14 protein-coding genes are annotated in these 19,224 nt (G+C 51.5%); all 14 read left to right on the forward strand.

Annotated elements, in window-relative coordinates; all coding sequences use genetic code 11:
- The first annotated feature begins 5 nt into the window (after positions 1 to 5).
- The 14 genes from O9139_RS29125 (at position 6) to O9139_RS29190 (ending at position 18,537) form a co-directional block, all read left to right on the forward strand.
- Positions 6 to 887, forward strand: a complete 882-nt coding sequence (locus O9139_RS29125; RefSeq protein ID WP_270885243.1) for a carbohydrate ABC transporter permease — start codon at positions 6 to 8, stop codon at positions 885 to 887.
- A 160-nt stretch (positions 888 to 1,047) separates the two neighbouring features.
- Positions 1,048 to 2,640 (forward strand): extracellular solute-binding protein, encoded by a 1,593-nt coding sequence (locus O9139_RS29130; RefSeq protein WP_270885244.1) that lies wholly within the window; start codon positions 1,048 to 1,050, stop codon positions 2,638 to 2,640.
- Positions 2,641 to 2,741: 101 nt separating this feature from the next.
- Positions 2,742 to 3,782: a response regulator transcription factor gene (locus O9139_RS29135; RefSeq protein ID WP_270885245.1), complete on the forward strand. Its 1,041-nt coding sequence runs from the start codon at positions 2,742 to 2,744 to the stop codon at positions 3,780 to 3,782.
- Complete coding sequence (locus O9139_RS29140) at positions 3,779 to 5,647, forward strand: cache domain-containing sensor histidine kinase (protein WP_270885246.1); 1,869 nt, start codon at positions 3,779 to 3,781, stop codon at positions 5,645 to 5,647. The genes O9139_RS29135 and O9139_RS29140 overlap by 4 nt, the downstream gene beginning before the upstream one ends.
- Positions 5,648 to 5,740: 93 nt before the next feature.
- Entirely contained in the window at positions 5,741 to 6,508 is a 768-nt protein-coding gene (locus O9139_RS29145) for an SDR family NAD(P)-dependent oxidoreductase (RefSeq protein WP_270885247.1), read from the forward strand.
- Complete coding sequence (locus O9139_RS29150; RefSeq protein ID WP_270885248.1) at positions 6,505 to 8,523, forward strand: heparinase II/III domain-containing protein; 2,019 nt, start codon at positions 6,505 to 6,507, stop codon at positions 8,521 to 8,523. Before O9139_RS29145 ends, O9139_RS29150 begins: the two co-directional genes overlap by 4 nt.
- A 27-nt stretch (positions 8,524 to 8,550) precedes the next feature.
- Positions 8,551 to 10,854, forward strand: coding sequence for a DUF4962 domain-containing protein (locus tag O9139_RS29155; protein ID WP_270885249.1), 2,304 nt, complete (start codon positions 8,551 to 8,553; stop codon positions 10,852 to 10,854).
- Positions 10,855 to 11,120: 266 nt separating this feature from the next.
- Positions 11,121 to 12,485 carry an extracellular solute-binding protein gene (locus tag O9139_RS29160; RefSeq protein ID WP_270885250.1) on the forward strand — a complete coding sequence of 455 codons (1,365 nt, stop codon included), beginning with the start codon at positions 11,121 to 11,123 and terminating at the stop codon, positions 12,483 to 12,485.
- Between the two features lie 98 nt (positions 12,486 to 12,583).
- Positions 12,584 to 13,474, forward strand: a complete 891-nt coding sequence (locus O9139_RS29165; protein WP_270885251.1) for a carbohydrate ABC transporter permease — start codon at positions 12,584 to 12,586, stop codon at positions 13,472 to 13,474.
- Between the two features lie 15 nt (positions 13,475 to 13,489).
- Complete coding sequence (locus O9139_RS29170) at positions 13,490 to 14,374, forward strand: carbohydrate ABC transporter permease (RefSeq protein ID WP_270885252.1); 885 nt, start codon at positions 13,490 to 13,492, stop codon at positions 14,372 to 14,374.
- A gap of 73 nt (positions 14,375 to 14,447) precedes the next feature.
- Complete coding sequence (locus O9139_RS29175) at positions 14,448 to 16,232, forward strand: sensor histidine kinase (protein WP_270885253.1); 1,785 nt, start codon at positions 14,448 to 14,450, stop codon at positions 16,230 to 16,232.
- A 3-nt stretch (positions 16,233 to 16,235) separates the two neighbouring features.
- Positions 16,236 to 17,426, forward strand: a complete 1,191-nt coding sequence (locus tag O9139_RS29180) for a response regulator (RefSeq protein ID WP_270885254.1) — start codon at positions 16,236 to 16,238, stop codon at positions 17,424 to 17,426.
- A gap of 226 nt (positions 17,427 to 17,652) precedes the next feature.
- On the forward strand, positions 17,653 to 18,192 hold the full coding sequence (locus tag O9139_RS29185) for a C40 family peptidase (protein WP_270885255.1): 540 nt from the start codon (positions 17,653 to 17,655) through the stop codon (positions 18,190 to 18,192).
- A gap of 126 nt (positions 18,193 to 18,318) precedes the next feature.
- Positions 18,319 to 18,537 (forward strand): helix-turn-helix domain-containing protein, encoded by a 219-nt coding sequence (locus O9139_RS29190; protein WP_270885256.1) that lies wholly within the window; start codon positions 18,319 to 18,321, stop codon positions 18,535 to 18,537.
- Positions 18,538 to 19,224 lie beyond the last annotated feature (687 nt).

Here is a 19,224-nt window from a genome sequence, read left to right on the forward strand (position 1 = left end):
GCGATATGAACCGCAAGCCGACAGCCAGTTGGCAAACTTTCAACATATTCAATATCATCTTTCTCACGCTTTTGGCACTCGCGATGTTCCTGCCGTTCTTAAACGTGCTGGCGCAATCGTTCAGCTCTTCGGAAGCGATCGTGAACGGCAGAGTCTTTTTCCTGCCTGTAGAATTTACGACGATCAACTATCAGTATGTGTTTAGCGATGCTGCAATTTGGCGTTCCTTCGGAGTTACCGTATACATTACAATTGTAGGTACACTAATTAACCTGGTGGCGACAGCTTCCTTGGCTTATCCAGTATCTCGGCCAGAATACGCGGGACGCAAAGTAATTGTAGTTATGGTGCTCATCACGATGGTCTTTAGTGCGCCGCTTATTCCGAACTTTATTTTGATGAAAAATTTGCATCTCGTGAACTCCCTGTGGGCGCTCCTTATCCCAGGCGCAATCAGTGCCTTTAACTTCTTCGTGATGCGCTCCTTCTTCATGCAGCTGCCTAATGAACTGATCGATTCCGGGCGCATGGACGGCTGCTCCGAGCTGCGTATGATTTGGAGCATCGTACTTCCTTTGTCCAAGCCGGTGATGGCTTCCCTTGGGATTTTCTATGCAGTCGGCCACTGGAACACTTACATGAACGCGTTGTACTACATCAACAATCCGGCCTATTGGCCGCTGCAGGTAAAGCTGCGCCAATTAATCGTGTCGGAAGATATCAGTATCGATCCCTCCGCGACCCAGTTCAGCGGGCTTGCCCATATGGATCCCGAAGGTATTAAGATGGCGACCATTATTATCGCGACGCTCCCGATCGTGCTGATTTATCCATTCCTGCAGCGTCATTTCGTTAAAGGGATGATGGTCGGGTCTGTGAAGTCATAAAACACCGGGAAATGACAAAAAACTAGAAAAATTACAGAAAAACTAAAGAAATGACAAATCAAACTAAAATCATTCTATAGTCTCATTATGAAACCGCTCTTACAATGGGACATGTAAGCGCTACTAAAATACGTACTCGTGTAACGAAAAGAGGGGTAAAATGAAAAAGTGGATTCCTGCAACGATGGCAACCGTTTTAATGGCAAGCGTACTCGCCGCCTGCTCGGCGAAGCCAGCTGAGCAACAAGGCGCGTCAAGTGCTGCAAGTCCAGCATCATCTGCAGCGGCTAAGCCTGCTGAGAAAACAAAGTTCTCCATTTCCTTGCGTACACTGGCGTTCGGTCACGTCGAAAAATCACCGAACATCAACGAAGATAAATGGGTAAAAAAGCTTGAAGAGCTAACAAACACCGATATGAACATTGTGTTGGTACCGCATAAGGAATACGAGCAGAAGATGATCCAAATGTTCGCGACCAACGACATCCCGGATGTCGTACAAGGCAGCGGCGGCGTCAACGGCAAAGAGATGGCCGGCTCTGTGAAAGCGGGCGTATTCATGCCGCTGGACGATCTGTTGAAACAATATGGACCGAATTTGTTGAAAAAGATTCCGAAGGATGCTTGGGATAATGTGTCCTACCAAGGCAAGATTTACGCGATTCCGGAGTTCCTCTCCAACCCTTCGCGCCGTGCGATTTTTATACGTAAAGATTTGCTGGATAAAGCAGGCTTGGGCGTACCAAAAACGGTCGATGAGTTTCTGGCTGTACTCCGCAAGTTCAAGGAAATGGGTGTTGAGAACCCGTACATGGGCCGCGAGAACTTCAAGTATGCGGATTCCTTCTTTGGCGCCTATGACGTGTATCCATACCTCTCCATGTTCGAACAGCAAGGCAACCAAATCGTGCCTAAGTTCTTCGATACGGAGAATATGACGAAAGCGCTGCAAACGTACAAAACGATGTTCGACGAAGGTTTGATTAACAAAGAGTTTGCAACGATCAATGCGACTGTATTCAAAAACACGATCCTCGCAGGCAAAGCGGGCATGTGGTCGATGAATGCCAACGAATTGCTGCAATGGGAGTCTCAGTTGAAAGCAACCGTACCTAGCGGCGATATCGAAATTATCGGGTCCCCGATAGGACCGGACGGCAAAGGCGGACATTACTTGTACGGTCCTGTCACACGCGGATACTTCATTAACAAGAATGTGAAAAATGCCGCACAAATCATCAAGTTCTTCGACTGGATGATGTCCGATGAAGCAGAGAAGTTCTTCACTTTCGGCATTGAAGGCGATACGTACAAAACCGTTGACGGCAAAATCGACTATAAGAGCCCGACAGATCCGGCAGGCGTGGATGAAGAGCGCTACCGCCAATCCTTCTTGTGGCTCGTTCAAGACACAACTTATAATAAAGGTACATTGAGCTTGACCGAAGATGGCAAGAAGCTGATGAACGTGTACGACACCACGTTGAAGAACGAGGGTCGTGACGGCATTACCTTCGAGCCGCGCTTGGAATCGTTGATGAAAAATCCGGACATTTCGCCGCTTTCCGACCAGGCACCTCCAGTGATTTTGCAGCACATGGTGAAGATGGTTTATGGCAAGGAGCCCATCTCCGACTGGCCGAAAGTGCTGGAGGAGTGGAAATCCAAAGGCGGAAACGACGTGATTAAGGAAGCTACGGATAAGTTCAACAGTAAAGATCCGAGCGTAACGATTTCCATGCCGCGCAAATAAAAAGATAAGCCGGGGCGAAGAGCCCTCACCGTCTCCTCACGTGCTCTTGAGCCGTGGGGAGCAGGCTTTTCTCAGCCTAACGAAGGAAGGGGCATTTCCGCATGTACCGCATACTCATAGTCGACGACGAGCCGATGATTCGCAAAGGTTTGCAAAAACTCGTGGAACAATCGGAGCTTCCGATCGAAAGCTTGCGAACAGCCGAGAATGGCGCAGCGGCCCTGCAGCGAATTCAAGAGGAGCGGCCGGATTTTTTGTTCACGGATATTCGGATGCCGAAGATGGACGGCTTGGAACTATGCCGGCAAGTGGCTGAGCTGGATGCCGATATTCAAATTGTCGTCGTATCGGGATATAACGATTTTGAGTATGCACAAAAATGTTTATCCTACGGCGTAAAAGAGTATTTATTGAAACCGGTTAATATCAAAGGATTTCAAAGCATTTTGGAGAAGCTGGTTCGCCATAAAAGCAAAGTCAGCTCGGAAACGTTCGTGGCCGTCACCAAGCTGGAGCAGTGGGCTAACCGGATGGAGCAGGCTGTGTGGATGCTGCAGGAGACGGAGCTGGATCGTTTGCTAGGAGAGATTCGGCATGAGTTAAGCGATTACAAGCTGAAGCTGAACCGGGTATGCGATGTTTTAGAAGAGATCCATACGCTTCTTCAGCACCGGTTAAATATCCGCGACATCTACCTGCTGCAGGGTGAGCTGGCTCTGGCCAGCGCTGCGAGCGAGGAGATGGCCTGGGAGCAATTCGCATCCGCGGTGCGCCGCCGCCTGGAAGAACTGAAAGCCAAGCGCAAAGGCAGGGTCAAAGACCCGGTTGAGGAATCTAAGCAGTATATCGAGCAGCATTTGGCCGAAGAAGTATCTTTGGAAGAGGTTGCTGAGCATATCGGGCTCAACCCGTCGTATTTCAGTCAACTTTTCAAGCAATCAACCCAAGAAACGTTCGTTCAGTACCGCACGCGCCGCCGGATGGAGAAGGCGAAGAAGCTGCTGGAGCAGCCGCAGTGGCGTATCACTGACATTTCCGGTGAAGTGGGGTATGCGGATCATCCGCATTTTACGAAAACCTTTAAGAAATATGCGGGCTGCTTGCCTTCCGAATACCGGCAGCAAATGGGCATCCGTTCATGAGAAGAAAGACGTTATCCAAGCAAATCTATATGTATTTCCTGATTGTGATTGTGCTCTCGCTCGTCTCCATTGGGACATTCTCCTACGTACAGTCGTCTCAAGCACTCGACAGTCAGGTAAGGCAGTATATGGAACAAATGATTGATAGCGCTAACTATCAGACCGATCTGTACCTGCAGTCCTATGAGCTGCTGAGCAATGCCTTCTCTTCCAACTCTGACGTGCGGGCATTCATGGAGATCAAACCTGACGATGCGTACGAGTACTACAACTACTCGACCACCATCAAGAAATTTGCCGAGGCTTCCGTTCAATCGGTGGTCACCTTATATAAGCAGTTGAACATGATCTATGTCGTCGGTCAGCACGGCCGCTCGGTCATTTATGAGAACCAGAACTTTTTCAATTTTGAGCCTGTGTTGGATAAGAATACGTTTGATTATTTGATGAAAATGACGCCGGGCAACGGGCGTATTGCCTTGTTCAATATGAGCATCAGCAAGGTTGACCAGGGATCGGTCGTTACGATGGCACGTAAAGTAAGAGGTCCTTCTTACGGTGATGCCAATCGGGGCATCGTCGCGATCGAAATCAAGCTGGCAGAGCTGGCGAAAGCGTGGGATCGCGTCAGTTTGGGCAAAGAAGGCTTCTTCTTTATCGTCGATGATACCGGCAAATATATATATCCGTCTTCGATGAGCAACCGGCAGGCCGGGGATGAGCTTTCGGCGCTTGTTCTGGGAAGCGGCAATCACACGTTTATTCACAAATTCGAAAATGAGGAACGTATGTTTGTCTCGCGGAAGTCGAGCTATTCCGACTGGAACCTTGTCGCTTCCATGCCGGTGGAGGAGCTGCGCCGCCCGGCCAACACGATCCGCACCACAACGTTAATTGTAGGTATTGTCACATTGGCGATTGCTTTGTACCTTGCGTTCCGCTTCGGCCGGTCGATTGTCGCACCGATTCGCGGGCTCAAAGACAGCATGCGGGAGACGGAGAAGGGGAATTGGCAGTATATCGATGATGAGAACAACCGGACCGACGAGATCGGAGGGTTGATTCACAGTTATAACCTCATGGTGACGCGTCTGTCCGATATGATCGAGAGAGTCTATCAGGTGGAGCTGGAGCAGCAAAAAAATGCGTTGGAGCTTGGCCAGTCCGAGCTGGAGCGCCAGCGAGCTGAGTTCCAGACCCTGCAGCTGCAAATTAACCCGCATTTTCTATATAACACACTAGAGACGATCAACTGCTACGCGATCGTGCAGGACTCGCGCGAAATTAATGAAATCGTCGAGGCCATGGCGTTCATGCTGCGCTATTCGGTGCAAACAAACCTCGAAGAGATCACGGTGGCCAACGAATTGAACCATGTACGGAACTACATGATCATTTTGCAGCATCGGACCGGAAGCGATTTTGAGATTGATGTTGCAGTGCCGCCGAGCCTGCTGCTTGAAAATATGGTCCGGCTGACCTTGCAGCCGTTAATCGAGAATATTTTCCAACATGCCTTCCCGGATGGCGTTGAACCGCATCACTACATCCGCATCGATGCTCGCAAAGAAAACGGGTTGTTCCAAGTTTTTATTGAGGACAACGGTGTAGGGATGAAGCCGGCGAAGCTGGAGGAGCTGCGCATGAAGCTGGAGCAAAACCGGCTGGCCGAGAAGGATGAGATGAAGGGGGCAAGGCGTGGCGGCATCGGCCTCATGAATGTCCACCGCCGCATCCAGATGGTCTTCGGTGAAGCTTACGGCTTGTCCATCGACAGCAAGCCTGGGCAGGGCACGCGTATGACGATGACGATGCCGCAGACGGTTAAGCCGAAGCTGCGGGGCAGAGAACAGCAAGGCACTTGACGGGGGATTTTACTAAGGCTGATTTTCCCGTTTATAACGGGTTCTTAAATATCAATTCATGCTGTATCCATTCAAATTTGGGGAGGAATTACCATGAACATCGATTTAACAGGCAAAATCGCACTTGTAACAGGATCCAATGCAGGCATTGGACGCGCAATCGCACTAGCGCTGGCAAGCAATGGAGCCAAGGTTGGCGTGAACTGCTTAAATAATGTGGCGCAAGGCCAGGAAGTCGTAGCTGCCATTCAAGCGGCAGGCGGTGAAGCCGTGCTGGTTCAAGCCGACGTTACGAATGTGGAACAAATCGATCGATTGGTAAACGAAGTCGAAGCGGCGCTTGGCGGCACCATCGATATTCTTGTCAACAACGCGGGACACCTCGTGCAGCGTGTGCCTAATGCGGACATGACGGAAGACATGTACGAGCGCATTATGAATGTCAATCTGAAGAGCACGGTGTTCATGTGTAAAAGAGTGCTGAACGGCATGAAAGCCAAGGGCTCCGGCCGAATCGTGAATATGACATCTGTAGCCGCGCACAATGGCGGCGGTCCGGGTTCGAGCATCTATGCTGCGAGCAAAGCGGCGGTGCTTACATACTCCAAAGGCCTGGCCAAAGAAGTGGCTGCGAGCGGTATTACGGTGAACAACGTATCGCCGGGCTTCATCGGCAACACGATGTTCCACGCGACTTTCACCAGCGATGCGGCAAGAACAGCAACAATTAGCGGCATTCCTTTGCAGCGTGAGGGTACGCCGGATGATGTAGCTGGCGCTGTGCTTTACTTGGTATCTGATTTGGCCGCTTATCTCACAGGGGAGACGATTGAGATTAACGGCGGGATGATGATGCGATGAGTACGATGCCGGCGATCGGGGAAAAACGGGCGCGGTTCGCTTGGGCGAATGACGCTGTAGAGCATTTGAAACAGGAGATCGACAAGCTGCGGGATGCAGGCAGCTTGTCGATTCCGCAACAGCCTGGTGGTTGGTGGCACCAGTACGTATGTCCGCACCACCACACCGAACTGATGTTCGATCATCTGGAGGTCGACGCCTCTGAGTTTCACTGTCCGCACGGCTGCCGAATTGAAGGTGAGGCTTACCACGGAGCGTGGTTGGTGTTTAAACATCAATCCCTGGCTCGCATAGCTCTGCAGAATGCTGCCGTCTATGCAGCCGTTAAAGACGAGACTTATGCCCAGCTGGGCAAACGATTAATTGTAGAATACGCAGCGCAATTTCCCCAGTACCCTGTGCATCCGGAGGCACAAAGCTGGATGCTGAAGGGAAGAGCGTTCCATCAAGCCTTGACGGAAGCGATTTGGTCGACGACATTGATTCGTGCGTATTTGTTATTGCGGGATGCTGGCGTTACGTTCAATAGCGAGGAGCAAAAAGCGGTTGACGTCTTCTTGAAGCTGCTTGCCGGCAGCATGGAGGAGTACAGACATATCCTCATTCATGAACGGAAAAATGCAGAAAACAATTACACGGCTTGGCTCAATGCAAGCCTATCTTGTGTCTATGCCGCACGGGGAGAACGGGCGGCGCTGGAGACGCTGATTGAAGGCGAAGGCGGCTTCAAGCATCATCTATCGATCGGTGTAAAGCCCGATCAGATGGAGTTCGAAGGAAGCACATATTACCACGTCTTCGTGCTTCGCGCGTATTTGATCGCTGCCGAGATGGCTCAGCGCTTCGGCATCGACCTCTATGCCTGCGAAGGCACCGCAGGCCAATCCATCCGCGGCATGCTCACTGCGCTGGCCGAACTCGCCGACGAGCGCGGTGCGCTGCCAGCGCTCCATGACGGGCCGCTGGCGCGCGAGCCGTACGCCCGCGAGATCGCTGAGATCGCCGAGCAAGGGCTGGCGATCTACGGCATTGCCGGCCTCGCGCCGGTGGCGCGCGAGGCGTATCGCCAGCTGGGCGGCGCGCACCAGCTGGAAGCACTGCTGTACGGCGCCGGTGGCACAGCCGCCGATCCAACGCCAGCCGCGCTGATGCCGCGCGGCGCCCGCTTATTCGCCGACACCGGCTTCGTCGTCGGCCGCGTGCCGGGGAACCCGCTCTCGTTCCTCGCTGATTTCGGCGAGCACGGCGGTTCCCACGGCCACTATGACAAGCTGCATCTGACGCTGATGCATCCGGAGCTGACGCTTACGCCCGACCAGGGCATGGTGCCGTATGGCTCCACCCTGCGCAAGACTTGGTTCGCCGAAACGGCCAGCCACAACACCGTCTCGCTCAGCGGCCGTTCGCAAGCGCCGCACGCAGGGCGTTGTGTCCACTACGAGGAGACAGACTCGCAAGTGTACGTTTGGCTGCAGTCGACGGAAGCTTATGAAGGCTGCACGTTCGATCGTCACCTGTTGCTGAATGGAGAGTGGCTGCTGGACTGGTTCCATGTCGAGCTCGAAGAAGGACGGGAAGCGTGCATCGAATGGTGGATGCATCCGGCGGTTGAACCTCGGGCAGAGCTGCGGACTGAGCTTGGGCCTATGCCTCCGTTGCTCATTCTGGAGCGGGAGCTGCCGGTTATCGGCTCCTTGCCCTCATCTGACGGATCGGCACATCTGTCTTATTCGTTAGGCAAGGATGAAGTGTTCCACACGGCGCTGGTTCTACCTGGCGACGAACTGCTCGCTGTGCAGACGCCCGGCGATTCCATCGATCCAAGCGAGCCGCTTACGGCGCTGCTGCATCGGCGCAGCGGAAGGAAAGCGGATTTCATCCATATCTATCGTGCAGGAGGTCCGGCACATCTGAATTGGCTTGGCGGGAATGAAATCGGCATCTCAGTGCCAGGCCTGCCTGCAGGCAGTGCGCGTATTCAACTTTCACAAGAGCAAGGACTGCTTTTTATATAAAGGTAAGGGTGGGGGAGGAGAATGGATATGACCGCGTTATTACCGCTATATGAGCCGCAAAGCGGCGTATTGACTGTGCAATACGAACCGCATGAGCAAAGTGTACTATTGGAAAATCCGCCGCGTTTTACTTGGATTCCCGCACAGCTGGAGAATGATAGCTACGTGCTGCAAATCTCAAGCTCCGGGGCGTTTGACGAAGCAGTGACACGAACGATTGGGCCGATTCCCTATAACTTGTATACGCCTGATGAGGCGCTGGCGCCGGGAACGTACTATTGGCGTTACGCGCTGCTCACCGAAGAAGGCGGGCAAACGGCATGGAGCACCGTGCGCCGCTTTGAAGTGGCGGAAGGCTTGCCGGAGACTCCGCTGCCGAGCCGGGCTCATCGTTATGCAAGCGCGACTTCGGCGCATCCGCGGCTTTGGCTGCAGGAGAGCGAGTTAGACGCGTTCCGTCGTGAGCTGGCATGTGACCCCGCATACTGCGGCTGGGACGTCTTCTACGCGAAGTCTGTGCAGCCTTGGATCGATCGCGAGCTGATCCCTGAGCCGCAGCCATACCCGAACCATAAGCGTGTGGCGAGTCTGTGGCGCCAAATGTATATGGATACGCAAGAGGCGCTCTATGCGGTTCGCCATCTGGCTGTCGCCGGCGTGCTTCTTGAAGACCAAGCGCTGCTGGAGCGGGCGCGGACATGGCTGCTGCATGTGTGTTGCTGGGATGTCGAAGGCCCGACCAGCCGTGACTACAACGACGAAGCCTCCTTCCGGACAGCCGGCGCCATTGCTTGGGGCTACGATTGGTTATACAGCTTGCTGACTGAAGAGGAGCGCGCTGAAGTGCGCCGCGTGCTGCTGGCACGCACCCGCCAGGTCGCCCAGCATGTTATCGAACATTCGAAGATTCATCATGTGCCGTTCGACAGTCACGCGGTCCGCTCCTTATCCAGCGTCCTGGTGCCTTGCTGCATGGCGATGCTCGGCGAAGAGCCCGAAGCCCGCGAGTGGCTCGATTACACGCTGGAATACTATTCGGCCCTCTACTCCCCTTGGGGCGGCGCGGACGGCGGCTGGGCGGAAGGCCCGATGTACTGGACGACCGGCATGGCCTTTGTGACCGAAGCAATGAATCTGCTGCTCAAATACACCGGAATCAACTTTTATCAGCGCCCGTTTTTCGCTAAGACCGGGGATTTCCCGTTGTATGCGTTCAGCCCGGATACGCTGCGCGCCAGCTTCGGCGATCAATCTACGCTGGGCGATCCGGTTAGCTTGAAAACCGGCTTTAACATTCGCCAATTCGCCGGCGTCACGGGGAACGGCCTGTATCAATGGTACTTTGAACGGGTCCGCGAAACGGATACAGATTCGGAAATGAAATTTTACAACTATGGTTGGTGGGATTTCCGCTTTGATGAGATGGTGTACCGCCACGATTATCCGCAGGTGGAAGCGATCGTGCCTTCGAATGACCGCATTGAACCGGTCAAATGGTTTCGCGACATCGGCTGGGTTGCGTTCCACTCCAATATGGCGGATCCTGAGCGCCACATTATGCTGCTGACCAAGAGCAGCAAATACGGCTCCATCAGCCACAGCCACGGCGACCAGAACGGCTTCCTGCTGCACGCCTACGGAGAGCCGCTGGCCATCGAGAGCGGGTATTATGTCGCTTTTGGCAGCACGATGCATATGAACTGGCGCAGACAGACCCGCTCGACGAACAACATCCTCATCGACGGGCTGGGCCAATACGCAGAGAAGAACAAAGTGCTGAATATGGCGGCATCCGGCTTCATAGAAGCTGCCGAGCAGCGCAAAGGCTACGGTTATTCCCGCGCCAATGCAACCGCCGCGTATAAGGAATACGTGCCTTATTTGGAGCGCTATGTGCGTGAGCTGTATTTTTTCGGCACCTACGTGGTCGTTGTCGATCACGTAGATCTGTCGCAAGCGGGTACGATCGATTGGCTGTTCCAGACGCTGTATGAGATGAAGCTGAACGGCCAGACGTTCAAGGTTCAAGGGCGCAAGGCCGATATGGACGGCCGGTTTGTCTATTGCTCTTCCGGCGAGCTGGCGCTCACGCAGCACCAGAGCTTCGCGGACATTGACCAGTCCGAGATCGAGGGCTTGCCGCCGCACTGGCACTTGAAGGCGACGACCAAGCCGGCGCGCAGTCACCGGATCGCGACGCTGCTCGTCCCGGTTAAGCATGGCGAGCCGAGATATGTGTCGTATTTTATGGATGACCAGGGCTTTGACACACATATTTACTTCACCGAGAACGGTATTACCCACCGCGTAGAAGTGCCTAAGGCCTATTAGAGACGAGGCCGCCCGAAGCCATGCAAGAGGCTTTGGGGGCCTTTTTGTGCTTCCTGAGGGTGGTCATGAAGGACTATAATCATAGGTTGAGGCTCAAATTATAGAGAGCGTAAGGCGGAGATCCGGAGCTAAGCGGCACCTGTATGGTTGTAAATTTAAGAATACAATCTATAAAAAGCAAACCTTTTCCCTTAAGTTCGCACATTGTAAGTGCTCCCATTTTCGAGCGATAATAAACACATCACATAAACGAGGGGGATTCATTCATGGCAGTTAAGTCTAATGCTTTGAAAATGGCGATGGCAGGTACGCTGGCAATCAGTTTGACAGCTTGCGGCAGCGCAGGAAGCAACACAGCAGACAGCGGTAACAAGTCCCAAGCAACTGCAGCAGCAACAGCCGCAGCAACAACAGACGTGAAGAAGGCAGAGAACATCACCATCACGTTCCAAAACATATATCCGGATCCAACAGACCCGAAAAACGGAATGATGAAGAAAATCGTCAACGACTACCAAACTAAAAATCCAAACATCAAAATTGAGTTGGATTCCCTGAATACGGATCAGCAAAAATTAAAGCTGAAAACACAAGCAGCTTCCAAAGAAGTACCGGATATCACTATCGTGAATCCATCCGCACAAATGAAGCCATTCGTTGATGCCGGCCTGTTCGCTCCGCTGAACGACATGGTGCAACAAAACGGTCTGAAGGATACATTCCAAAGCGGAATCCTGGACTGGTATACATTCAACAACAACATTTACGCGCTGCCTGACGGCAACAACATCGCAGTTGTTTACTACAACAAAGATTTATTCAGTCAAGCTGGCGTGGAAGTGCCAAAAACGTTTGAAGATATGGTTGCAGCTGTGAAAACGCTGAAATCCAAAGGCATTCAACCAATGGCAATCGGTGAAAAAGATACATGGACAGGTTCCTTCTTATTCATGAACGTCCTGCTGCGTACGAACAACGGCCCAGGCTTCCTGAACGATGTTGTCAGCGGTAAGAAAACGTTCGCAGATCCAGCTTTCACTGACGCTGTAAGCAGCTTCCAAGATCTGATTCAAGCAGGCGCATTCCAAGACGGCGCAACATCCTTCGATTACAACGCAGGCGAGAACTTGTTCAAAACCGGCAAAGCGGCTATGTACTTCATGGGCAGCTGGGCAACAGGCGGAATCGAAACTTCCTCTGTAAACGGTAAAGTAGGCGTATTCAAGTTTCCAACGGTCAAAGGCAAAGGTAACCCGGATGAGTTCATGCTGGCTCCAGGATCCGCATTTGCGATCTCTGCTAACAGCAAGCACTTGAAAGAAACCAAAGATTTCTTGAACTACTTCATGCTGAACTTCCCGAAAGAAGCATTCGCGGTTAAAGGCGCTGTAGGTATCGCACAAAAAGTAGACGGCGACTTCAAAGCTGCCGGTTACTCCGACATGGCTATGCAAGTTCTGGATCTGTTCAAATCCGTTAAGGGCGGCGACTTGGCGTTCGATAACACGATGAACCCAGGTACAGCACAAGGCCACTTGACTAGCATCCAAAACTTGTTCGTACAGAAGAAAGATGCGGCGGAAGTTGCTAAAGAGCACCAAACTGCCTATGACACGAACAACAAGAAATAAGCTGAAATAACGGCCGAATCGGAATTTATCTTCTGCTCTCACAGCGGAGTGGAGGGTAAATTCCGATTGGCACATTCTGATAGAGGGGGCGAGAGGGCGTGAATGTATTAAGAGTCTCCAAATGGACGATAGCCGCTTTTGTGCTGCCGTGTTTGCTGCTCTACGTGGGTCTCGTGTTTATCCCGATTCTCGTTTCGCTCTACAGCGGTTTGCTGGATTGGAACGGAATTGGGGAATCTAAGTTCATCGGCTTGCAAAATTTTAAAACACTGCTGTTCGATGACCCGGTTTTTTGGCCATCTGTGAAGAGAACGTTAATGTTTGCCGTGTTTTCCATGGCGGAAATTCCGATTGCTTTATTCATAGCTATTTTGCTGAACCGTTTTATTAAACGACCTAACTTTCTCGTATCGACCTATTTCCTTCCTGTTATCTTATCCGTTGTTATTGTAGGCCAATTGTGGAAAACCATCTATAACCCAGCGGCTATGGGGGGCATGCTCAACCAAGTGCTCGATATGCTGAATTTGCACAGCTGGACGAAATCATGGCTTACAGATCCGAAGATTGCGATGTACGCCCTTTATTTTGTTGCCCTGTGGCAGTACCTGGGCTATCACACTTTGATCCAGTTCACAGGCATTCAGAACATCCCTTCCGATATCTATGAAGCGGCGCGTATTGACGGTGCAGAAGGGCTGAAAGCGGACTGGCATATTACCTTCCCTATGAATATTCCGATCTTTAAAATATCGATTGTCCTTGCTTTTATCGGCTCCTTGCAGGCCTTTGACATGATTATGGTCATGACAGCCGGCGGCCCCGCGCATGCGACGGACGTGATCTCCACACACATGTACAATATGTCGTTCCTATCCATGAAATACGGCTACGGCAGTGCGATTGCCGCGTTCCTGGTTGTGCTGTGCCTGATTGCCACAGTCATCATTAATTTGATCTTCAACCGACTAGAGAAGAAATTTACGTAAAGGGGGAGTGTGACGATGAGTTCTACGCTAGGTGTAGCCTCGGTGAGGCCTGCAACTGCAGCGAAAAGCCGCAAAAGGTTCTCCGTTGTCAAAGCGCTCGTGCTGATCCTGTTGTCCGTTCTGGTAGTCACGCAGGTGTACCCACTCCTCTGGCTGCTCATTTATTCCTTGAAAAATAACGAAGAGATTTTGTCAGGCAGGTTTTTCGCGCTGCCGGCTTCCCCTCAGTGGAAGAATTTTACAGATGCGATCCAAGCTGGACACTATTTCCAGTATTTAAAAAATAGCTTGTTCGTAACAACGGTGACGATGATAGGCGTTCTCTTGCTAAGCTCACTGGCGGCGTTCGCGATCAGTCGGTTCCGCTGGAAATACGGGTCGGCGGTCATGGTTATTTTCCTGATCGGGATGATGATTCCGATGCAGGCGACGCTGCTGCCGTTAATGATCATTTTCAAAAACTTGAGCATCCTGAATACGCATTTGTCGATCATTTTGCCGTACATCGCTTTTCAGACGCCTATTGCCGTCTTTATCTTAAGCGGCTTTATGAAATCGATTCCGAACGAGATTGAAGAATCAGCCGTCATGGATGGAGCGAGCATTATGCGGATCTTCCGGAGCATCATTCTTCCGATCTCCATTCCGCCGATGATGACAGTATGTATCCTTACATTTATTAACATCTGGAACGAATACATTATGGCGGCGACGTTCATCTCGTCGGAGCGGTTAAAAACACTTCCATTCGGCGTGAACAGCTTCGTCAGCCAGTATTCGGTCAACTATGGCGCTATCGGCGCATTCCTCGTCCTGGGGGCACTGCCGGTCATTCTGATCTATTTCTTGCTGGCGGATAAAATTACAAAAGGTATGGTAGCGGGAGCGGTGAAAGGTTAATTTCACCTCTCTCTCTTTTTTGTTCCTATGGTAAGATAGGAAAAAACACGTTCATGAAAGGGGATCGACGCACTTGAAGAGGAGCTTTCATTCTATTCATAACCGGCTTTTCTTGCTGTTCCTCTCCAGTATGCTGGTCCTTTTGCTGATTGTTAGCTTCCTGTATTACCAGAAGACGACGCAGATCATTCATAGCAAGATCAGTGATTTAGCGGAGAAAAATATTTCCCAAACCGTAGGCCTGTTTAATTTGCTGCTGCAAGGCTATGATAGTGTCACCAAAGCTTTGAACAGCAACTATGAGCTGCTCCGGCTGATTGAAGACCGCGATGCGAATAAAGATCCCGCGGTGAATGTTATCAACGAGCGGATGATTACCAATATTTTGGGAGCCATCTATTACTCCCGCGACGATATTGTCGGCATTCACGTCATCACGACCGGCGGCAAAAATTATAACTTTGAGCGGCGGTTTGCCGGGGTTATCGATGCGAATTATTCCTCGTCCGAATGGTACCAGAAGCTGCTCGATTCCTCGGGGGAGATGGTCTGGCTCGGCTTGTTCCCAACGTCAGTGATCAATCGGTTCAATGAGGAGCCCTTATTCGTATTCGGCCGCAAGCTCTACGATCTCACAGATCACCGCGAGCTGGGCGTCATGCTGATTGAAACGGATCCGCAGCCGATCCTAAATGCGCTCTCGAATGTTACCATTAGCCCAAACAGCCGCGTGTACATCGTAGACCGCCAGGACAACGTTATCGCTTCTACGGCACATGATCAAGCCAAACCGCCTGCTTTCAGCGGGCTGCCGCGACCGGAAGCGGATCAGATTATTGTAGACAATCGGACCGATCAGTTGGTCGTCGCAGCGAAGGCCAAGATGTCGGACTGGACGGTGCTTGGTTTAACGCCCAAAGGGGATATTAATGCCGAGATTGTGAAGGCCAGGGAGTACTTGTACATTGTCATCGTTGTCCTGATTATTTTGTCCACGGTATTGGCCAGCCTGATCTCCCGCAGCATGTCATCGCCGCTGAAGCTGTTGATCCGCGAGATGAAGCAAGTCGAGATGGGGAATTTCACCGGTTCCGTAACGGTCAAGTCGTTTGAGGAGATCAACTCGCTCGTATCCTCGTTCAACCGCATGGTGCATCGCATGGATGAGTTGATTGAGCGGATTACAATGGCCTCCATCAGTGAGAAAAATGCTGAGCTGCAAGCGCTGCAGTCGCAAGTTAACCCGCATTTTCTCTATAACACGCTGGATATGATTTACTGGATGCTGGATGAGCGGGAGAATGACCGCTTGGGCCGCGTAATTCTTGCTTTATCGCATATGTTTAGGTATAGCAGCGACTGGGAAGAAGCGTCCAAGACGACACTGCGGCAGGAGCTTGACCAAATGCGTCATTATATGACGATTATCGAGAGCCGCTTGGTCGGCAGGGTGCAAGCGGAAATCACGGTCAGCCCGGAGTGGCTGGACGCCGTACTGCCCAAGATGACCATTCAGCCGATTATCGAGAATGCTGTCAAATACGGGCTGGAGCCGCTCGACCGCCCCGGATTGCTGCGGCTGTATACGGTAGCAGATGATCAGGAGTTGCATGTGGTTATCGAAGATAACGGCGTTGGCATGAGTCTGGAAGCGGCTGAAGCGATGCGTCAATCGCTCAACGCCCGTGAATCGGAAGAAATATGGAAGAAGAAGGGGCGCCGCGGGATCGGGCTGACGAATGTTCATCGTCGTCTGGTGCTAATGTACGGGGACGGTTACGGATTAAACATTGAGAGTAAACAAAATATAGGAACGACGGTTACCATCACGCTGCCGCTCCCGCGAAAAGGAGGCTAGTTCATGGAGATTCTTATCGTAGACGATGAAACCGTGATCCGGGAGGGGATTCGGCGAACGCTGCTGAATCGGTTTCCCCAGCATCAAGTGCATCTGGCGGCGAATGCCGAGCAAGCGCTGACGCAGCTGCGCGACCACCATATTCATATTGTCTTGACAGATATCCTCATGCCAAGTATGACAGGGCTTGAGCTGATGCATATATCCCGCAACCGCCATCCCCAGGTGAAATGGGTGGTTATCTCCGCTTATTCGGAATTTTCCTATGCGCAAGAAGCGGTGCGGTTGGGGGCGAAGGACTATCTGTTGAAGCCGATCGGCAAAGACATGCTGACAGAGATGATTGAGAAGCTTGGCGAGGAAGTTGCCCGCGAGACGGAGCAGACGGAAGAGACTCAACTGTTGAAGCTGAACCGCAAATATTTGCAGGAGGCGGTCTTCCAGCGCTGGGCGCTAGGGCTTGATACGGGACGCTTTGACATGCAGTCTTTTATCGAGCAGTATCCTCAATTTTATTTGATTATGGTCAAAATGGAGAGCGATAAAGCTGTTCGTATTGAGAACTTTATTATCGAAAATGTGCTCCTTGAGTTAATTGAGCAATGCGGCCGTGGTTTTGTCACCGTGTACGACAGCAAAAGCTTGCTCGGTCTAGTCACGCTGGCAGAAGGTGGTTCCGGCTTGCCGGCCCTCGTGGATGAGCTGCGCAGCCATCTGATCAAGTACCTCAAGGTGCCCTTTCAGATTATGCACACCGAGTTGATCGAGCACTTTAACAACGTGCCGTCGGAAGTGCAGCGGATGCGTCAGGCGTCGTCTACGCAAGTTTACGAGCATTACGCCAACGGCAGCGACCGTACTGTCGAAGTTGCGCAGCAGTACATTCGCACACATTACCATGCGGACCTGTCTTTGGAGAAAGTAGCCGCGATCGTCTATCTGAATCCGGTCTATTTCAGCCAGCTGTTCAAGCAGAAGACCGGCTTCGGTTTTAAGGAGTATGTCATCCACCTGCGGCTGGAGCAAGCCAAACAACTGCTCATGAACCCGAAGCTGAAGCTTGCGGAAATCGCGGAACGGATCGGCTACCAGGACATGCGCCATTTCACGCAAGTGTTCCGGAAGAAGTACGGCACAACACCGTCGGAGTACAGGCAAGAGAACTTGACGGGAAAGACGGATAAAGTTCAATAAATGAGATATGGAGTGAGCCCATGGACATAGGTGTCCGGGGCTTTTTTTGCGTATTTTGTCAAGGATTTGGTTCTCATCCAATTCTCAGCAAATTTTAAGAAACGCTTTCAAACCCTTGCAGGGCTTGGATTTATGGATTTGTTGGGAAATATTAGGTTGTCATGATTGTGCTATGGTAATAACAGGCGTACTGCCTAACAACACGATCCATAAGGAGGAACTAATCATGCATGTTATGAAGAAGAGCCGCCTTGGCAAATCGTTAGTGGGGATAAGCCTGAGTTTGTCCTTATTGACATCCGGGAGCTTGCTGCTGTATGCGCCATCTGCACAAGCCAGCACGATAACCGCCGATGCGACTGCAACTTATAGCGCCACAAGCATAAGCACGAGCAAAGCTGACAAAATCATCAGCACCGCTAAATCCTATATAGGCAAGGTGAAATATGCCTATGGTGTCAGAGATGTGAGCCGGCTGAGGCTGGACTGCTCTGCTTTTACACAGCTTGTTTTTCAGAAAAACGGTATTTCCATTCCATGGGGTTCCAAAGCGCAAGCGAAAGTGGGCAATTACGTCAGCAAGTCGAACCTGAGAAAAGGGGACCTGGTTATGTTTAGCGTGGGCACTCCTGGACGTATTGACCACGTAGGGATTTATGTAGGGAATGGCAAGTTTATTAGCAATACAACCAGTTCCGGTGTTGTCATCAATGAAATGAATTCCGGTTACTGGAAAAATCGGTATATTACGGCGCGTCGTTTATAGGACGAGCTAGTGAGGCCCTTCGCTTCGGTGAGGGGTCTCTTTCGTTATGGTGGTTGGTTGGTTGTCCATCCACACTTGGCAAGCTATGATAGAGATGATACTAATCGTCGGAAGGGAGTGCCGTCCGTGGAATTCAGACATATATTGAAAGAGCTTCGGCAGCAGCAAGATCTCACGCTTCGTAAGCTGGGGGAGAAGGCGGGAGTGAGCTACTCCATCTTGAATGGCATTGAGAACGGAAGAATCCAGCCGACGGCTGATGTTGTTTTGGCGATCGCTGCGGCGCTGCGGGTGGATGACAAAGGGGCGCTGCTCCAGTTGGCGGGGCATACGCCTTCCGAGTAAGCAAGGGTTCCTCTTACGACAAACGTTTCTCATGGGGCAGGGTCGCTGCGGGAGTGTTGAATGGGCGCATGCGTATAAGGTGCCGCAGACCGCTTTTGCCCAATTGGAGAGTGGCTGACTTGTAGTGAGCGCGCTGCAGTTCGATTTTACCCAATTAGAGCGGGGTGAAAGGTAGTGGCGAGGAGAAAATGTGTCTGTAAGTGGGTAATTTCGGACTAGAGACGCCTAAGCTGCCGAGATGACCGCTGTAAGTGGGCATAATCCAACTAGAGCAACTTGTGGCTCGAGTTGAGGCGACAAATGCCCCGCCACAAAAAAATGAAGGTGTCCCACAGCCAATATTTTGGCTTGTGGTACACCCTCTTTCGTTATGATGAGCTCCGATTACCAAGCAAAAGTCATAGTGATGATAACAAGAAGAATAAAGAGGACGAGAACAGCTGCAGTATTGTTAACTCCTACTACTCCTGACATGGTCTTCACCCCTTCCATAGAGTATCTCCTTAGTGCCCATTATCAGGTCAAAAGGGGGAAATAGCGCGAAGTACAATGACTAGCAGGATAAAAAGCACCAGAACAATTGCTGTATTTGTATACTGGAGCCCTGACATTTTCCTTCGCTCCTTTCACAGAAAGTAATACATTATATGGGGAGCATCGCGATTTGGCATGGACGTTAGCCCGCTT

Source organism: Paenibacillus aestuarii (genome assembly GCF_027789125.1).
GTDB lineage: Bacteria > Bacillota > Bacilli > Paenibacillales > NBRC-103111 > Paenibacillus_E > Paenibacillus_E aestuarii.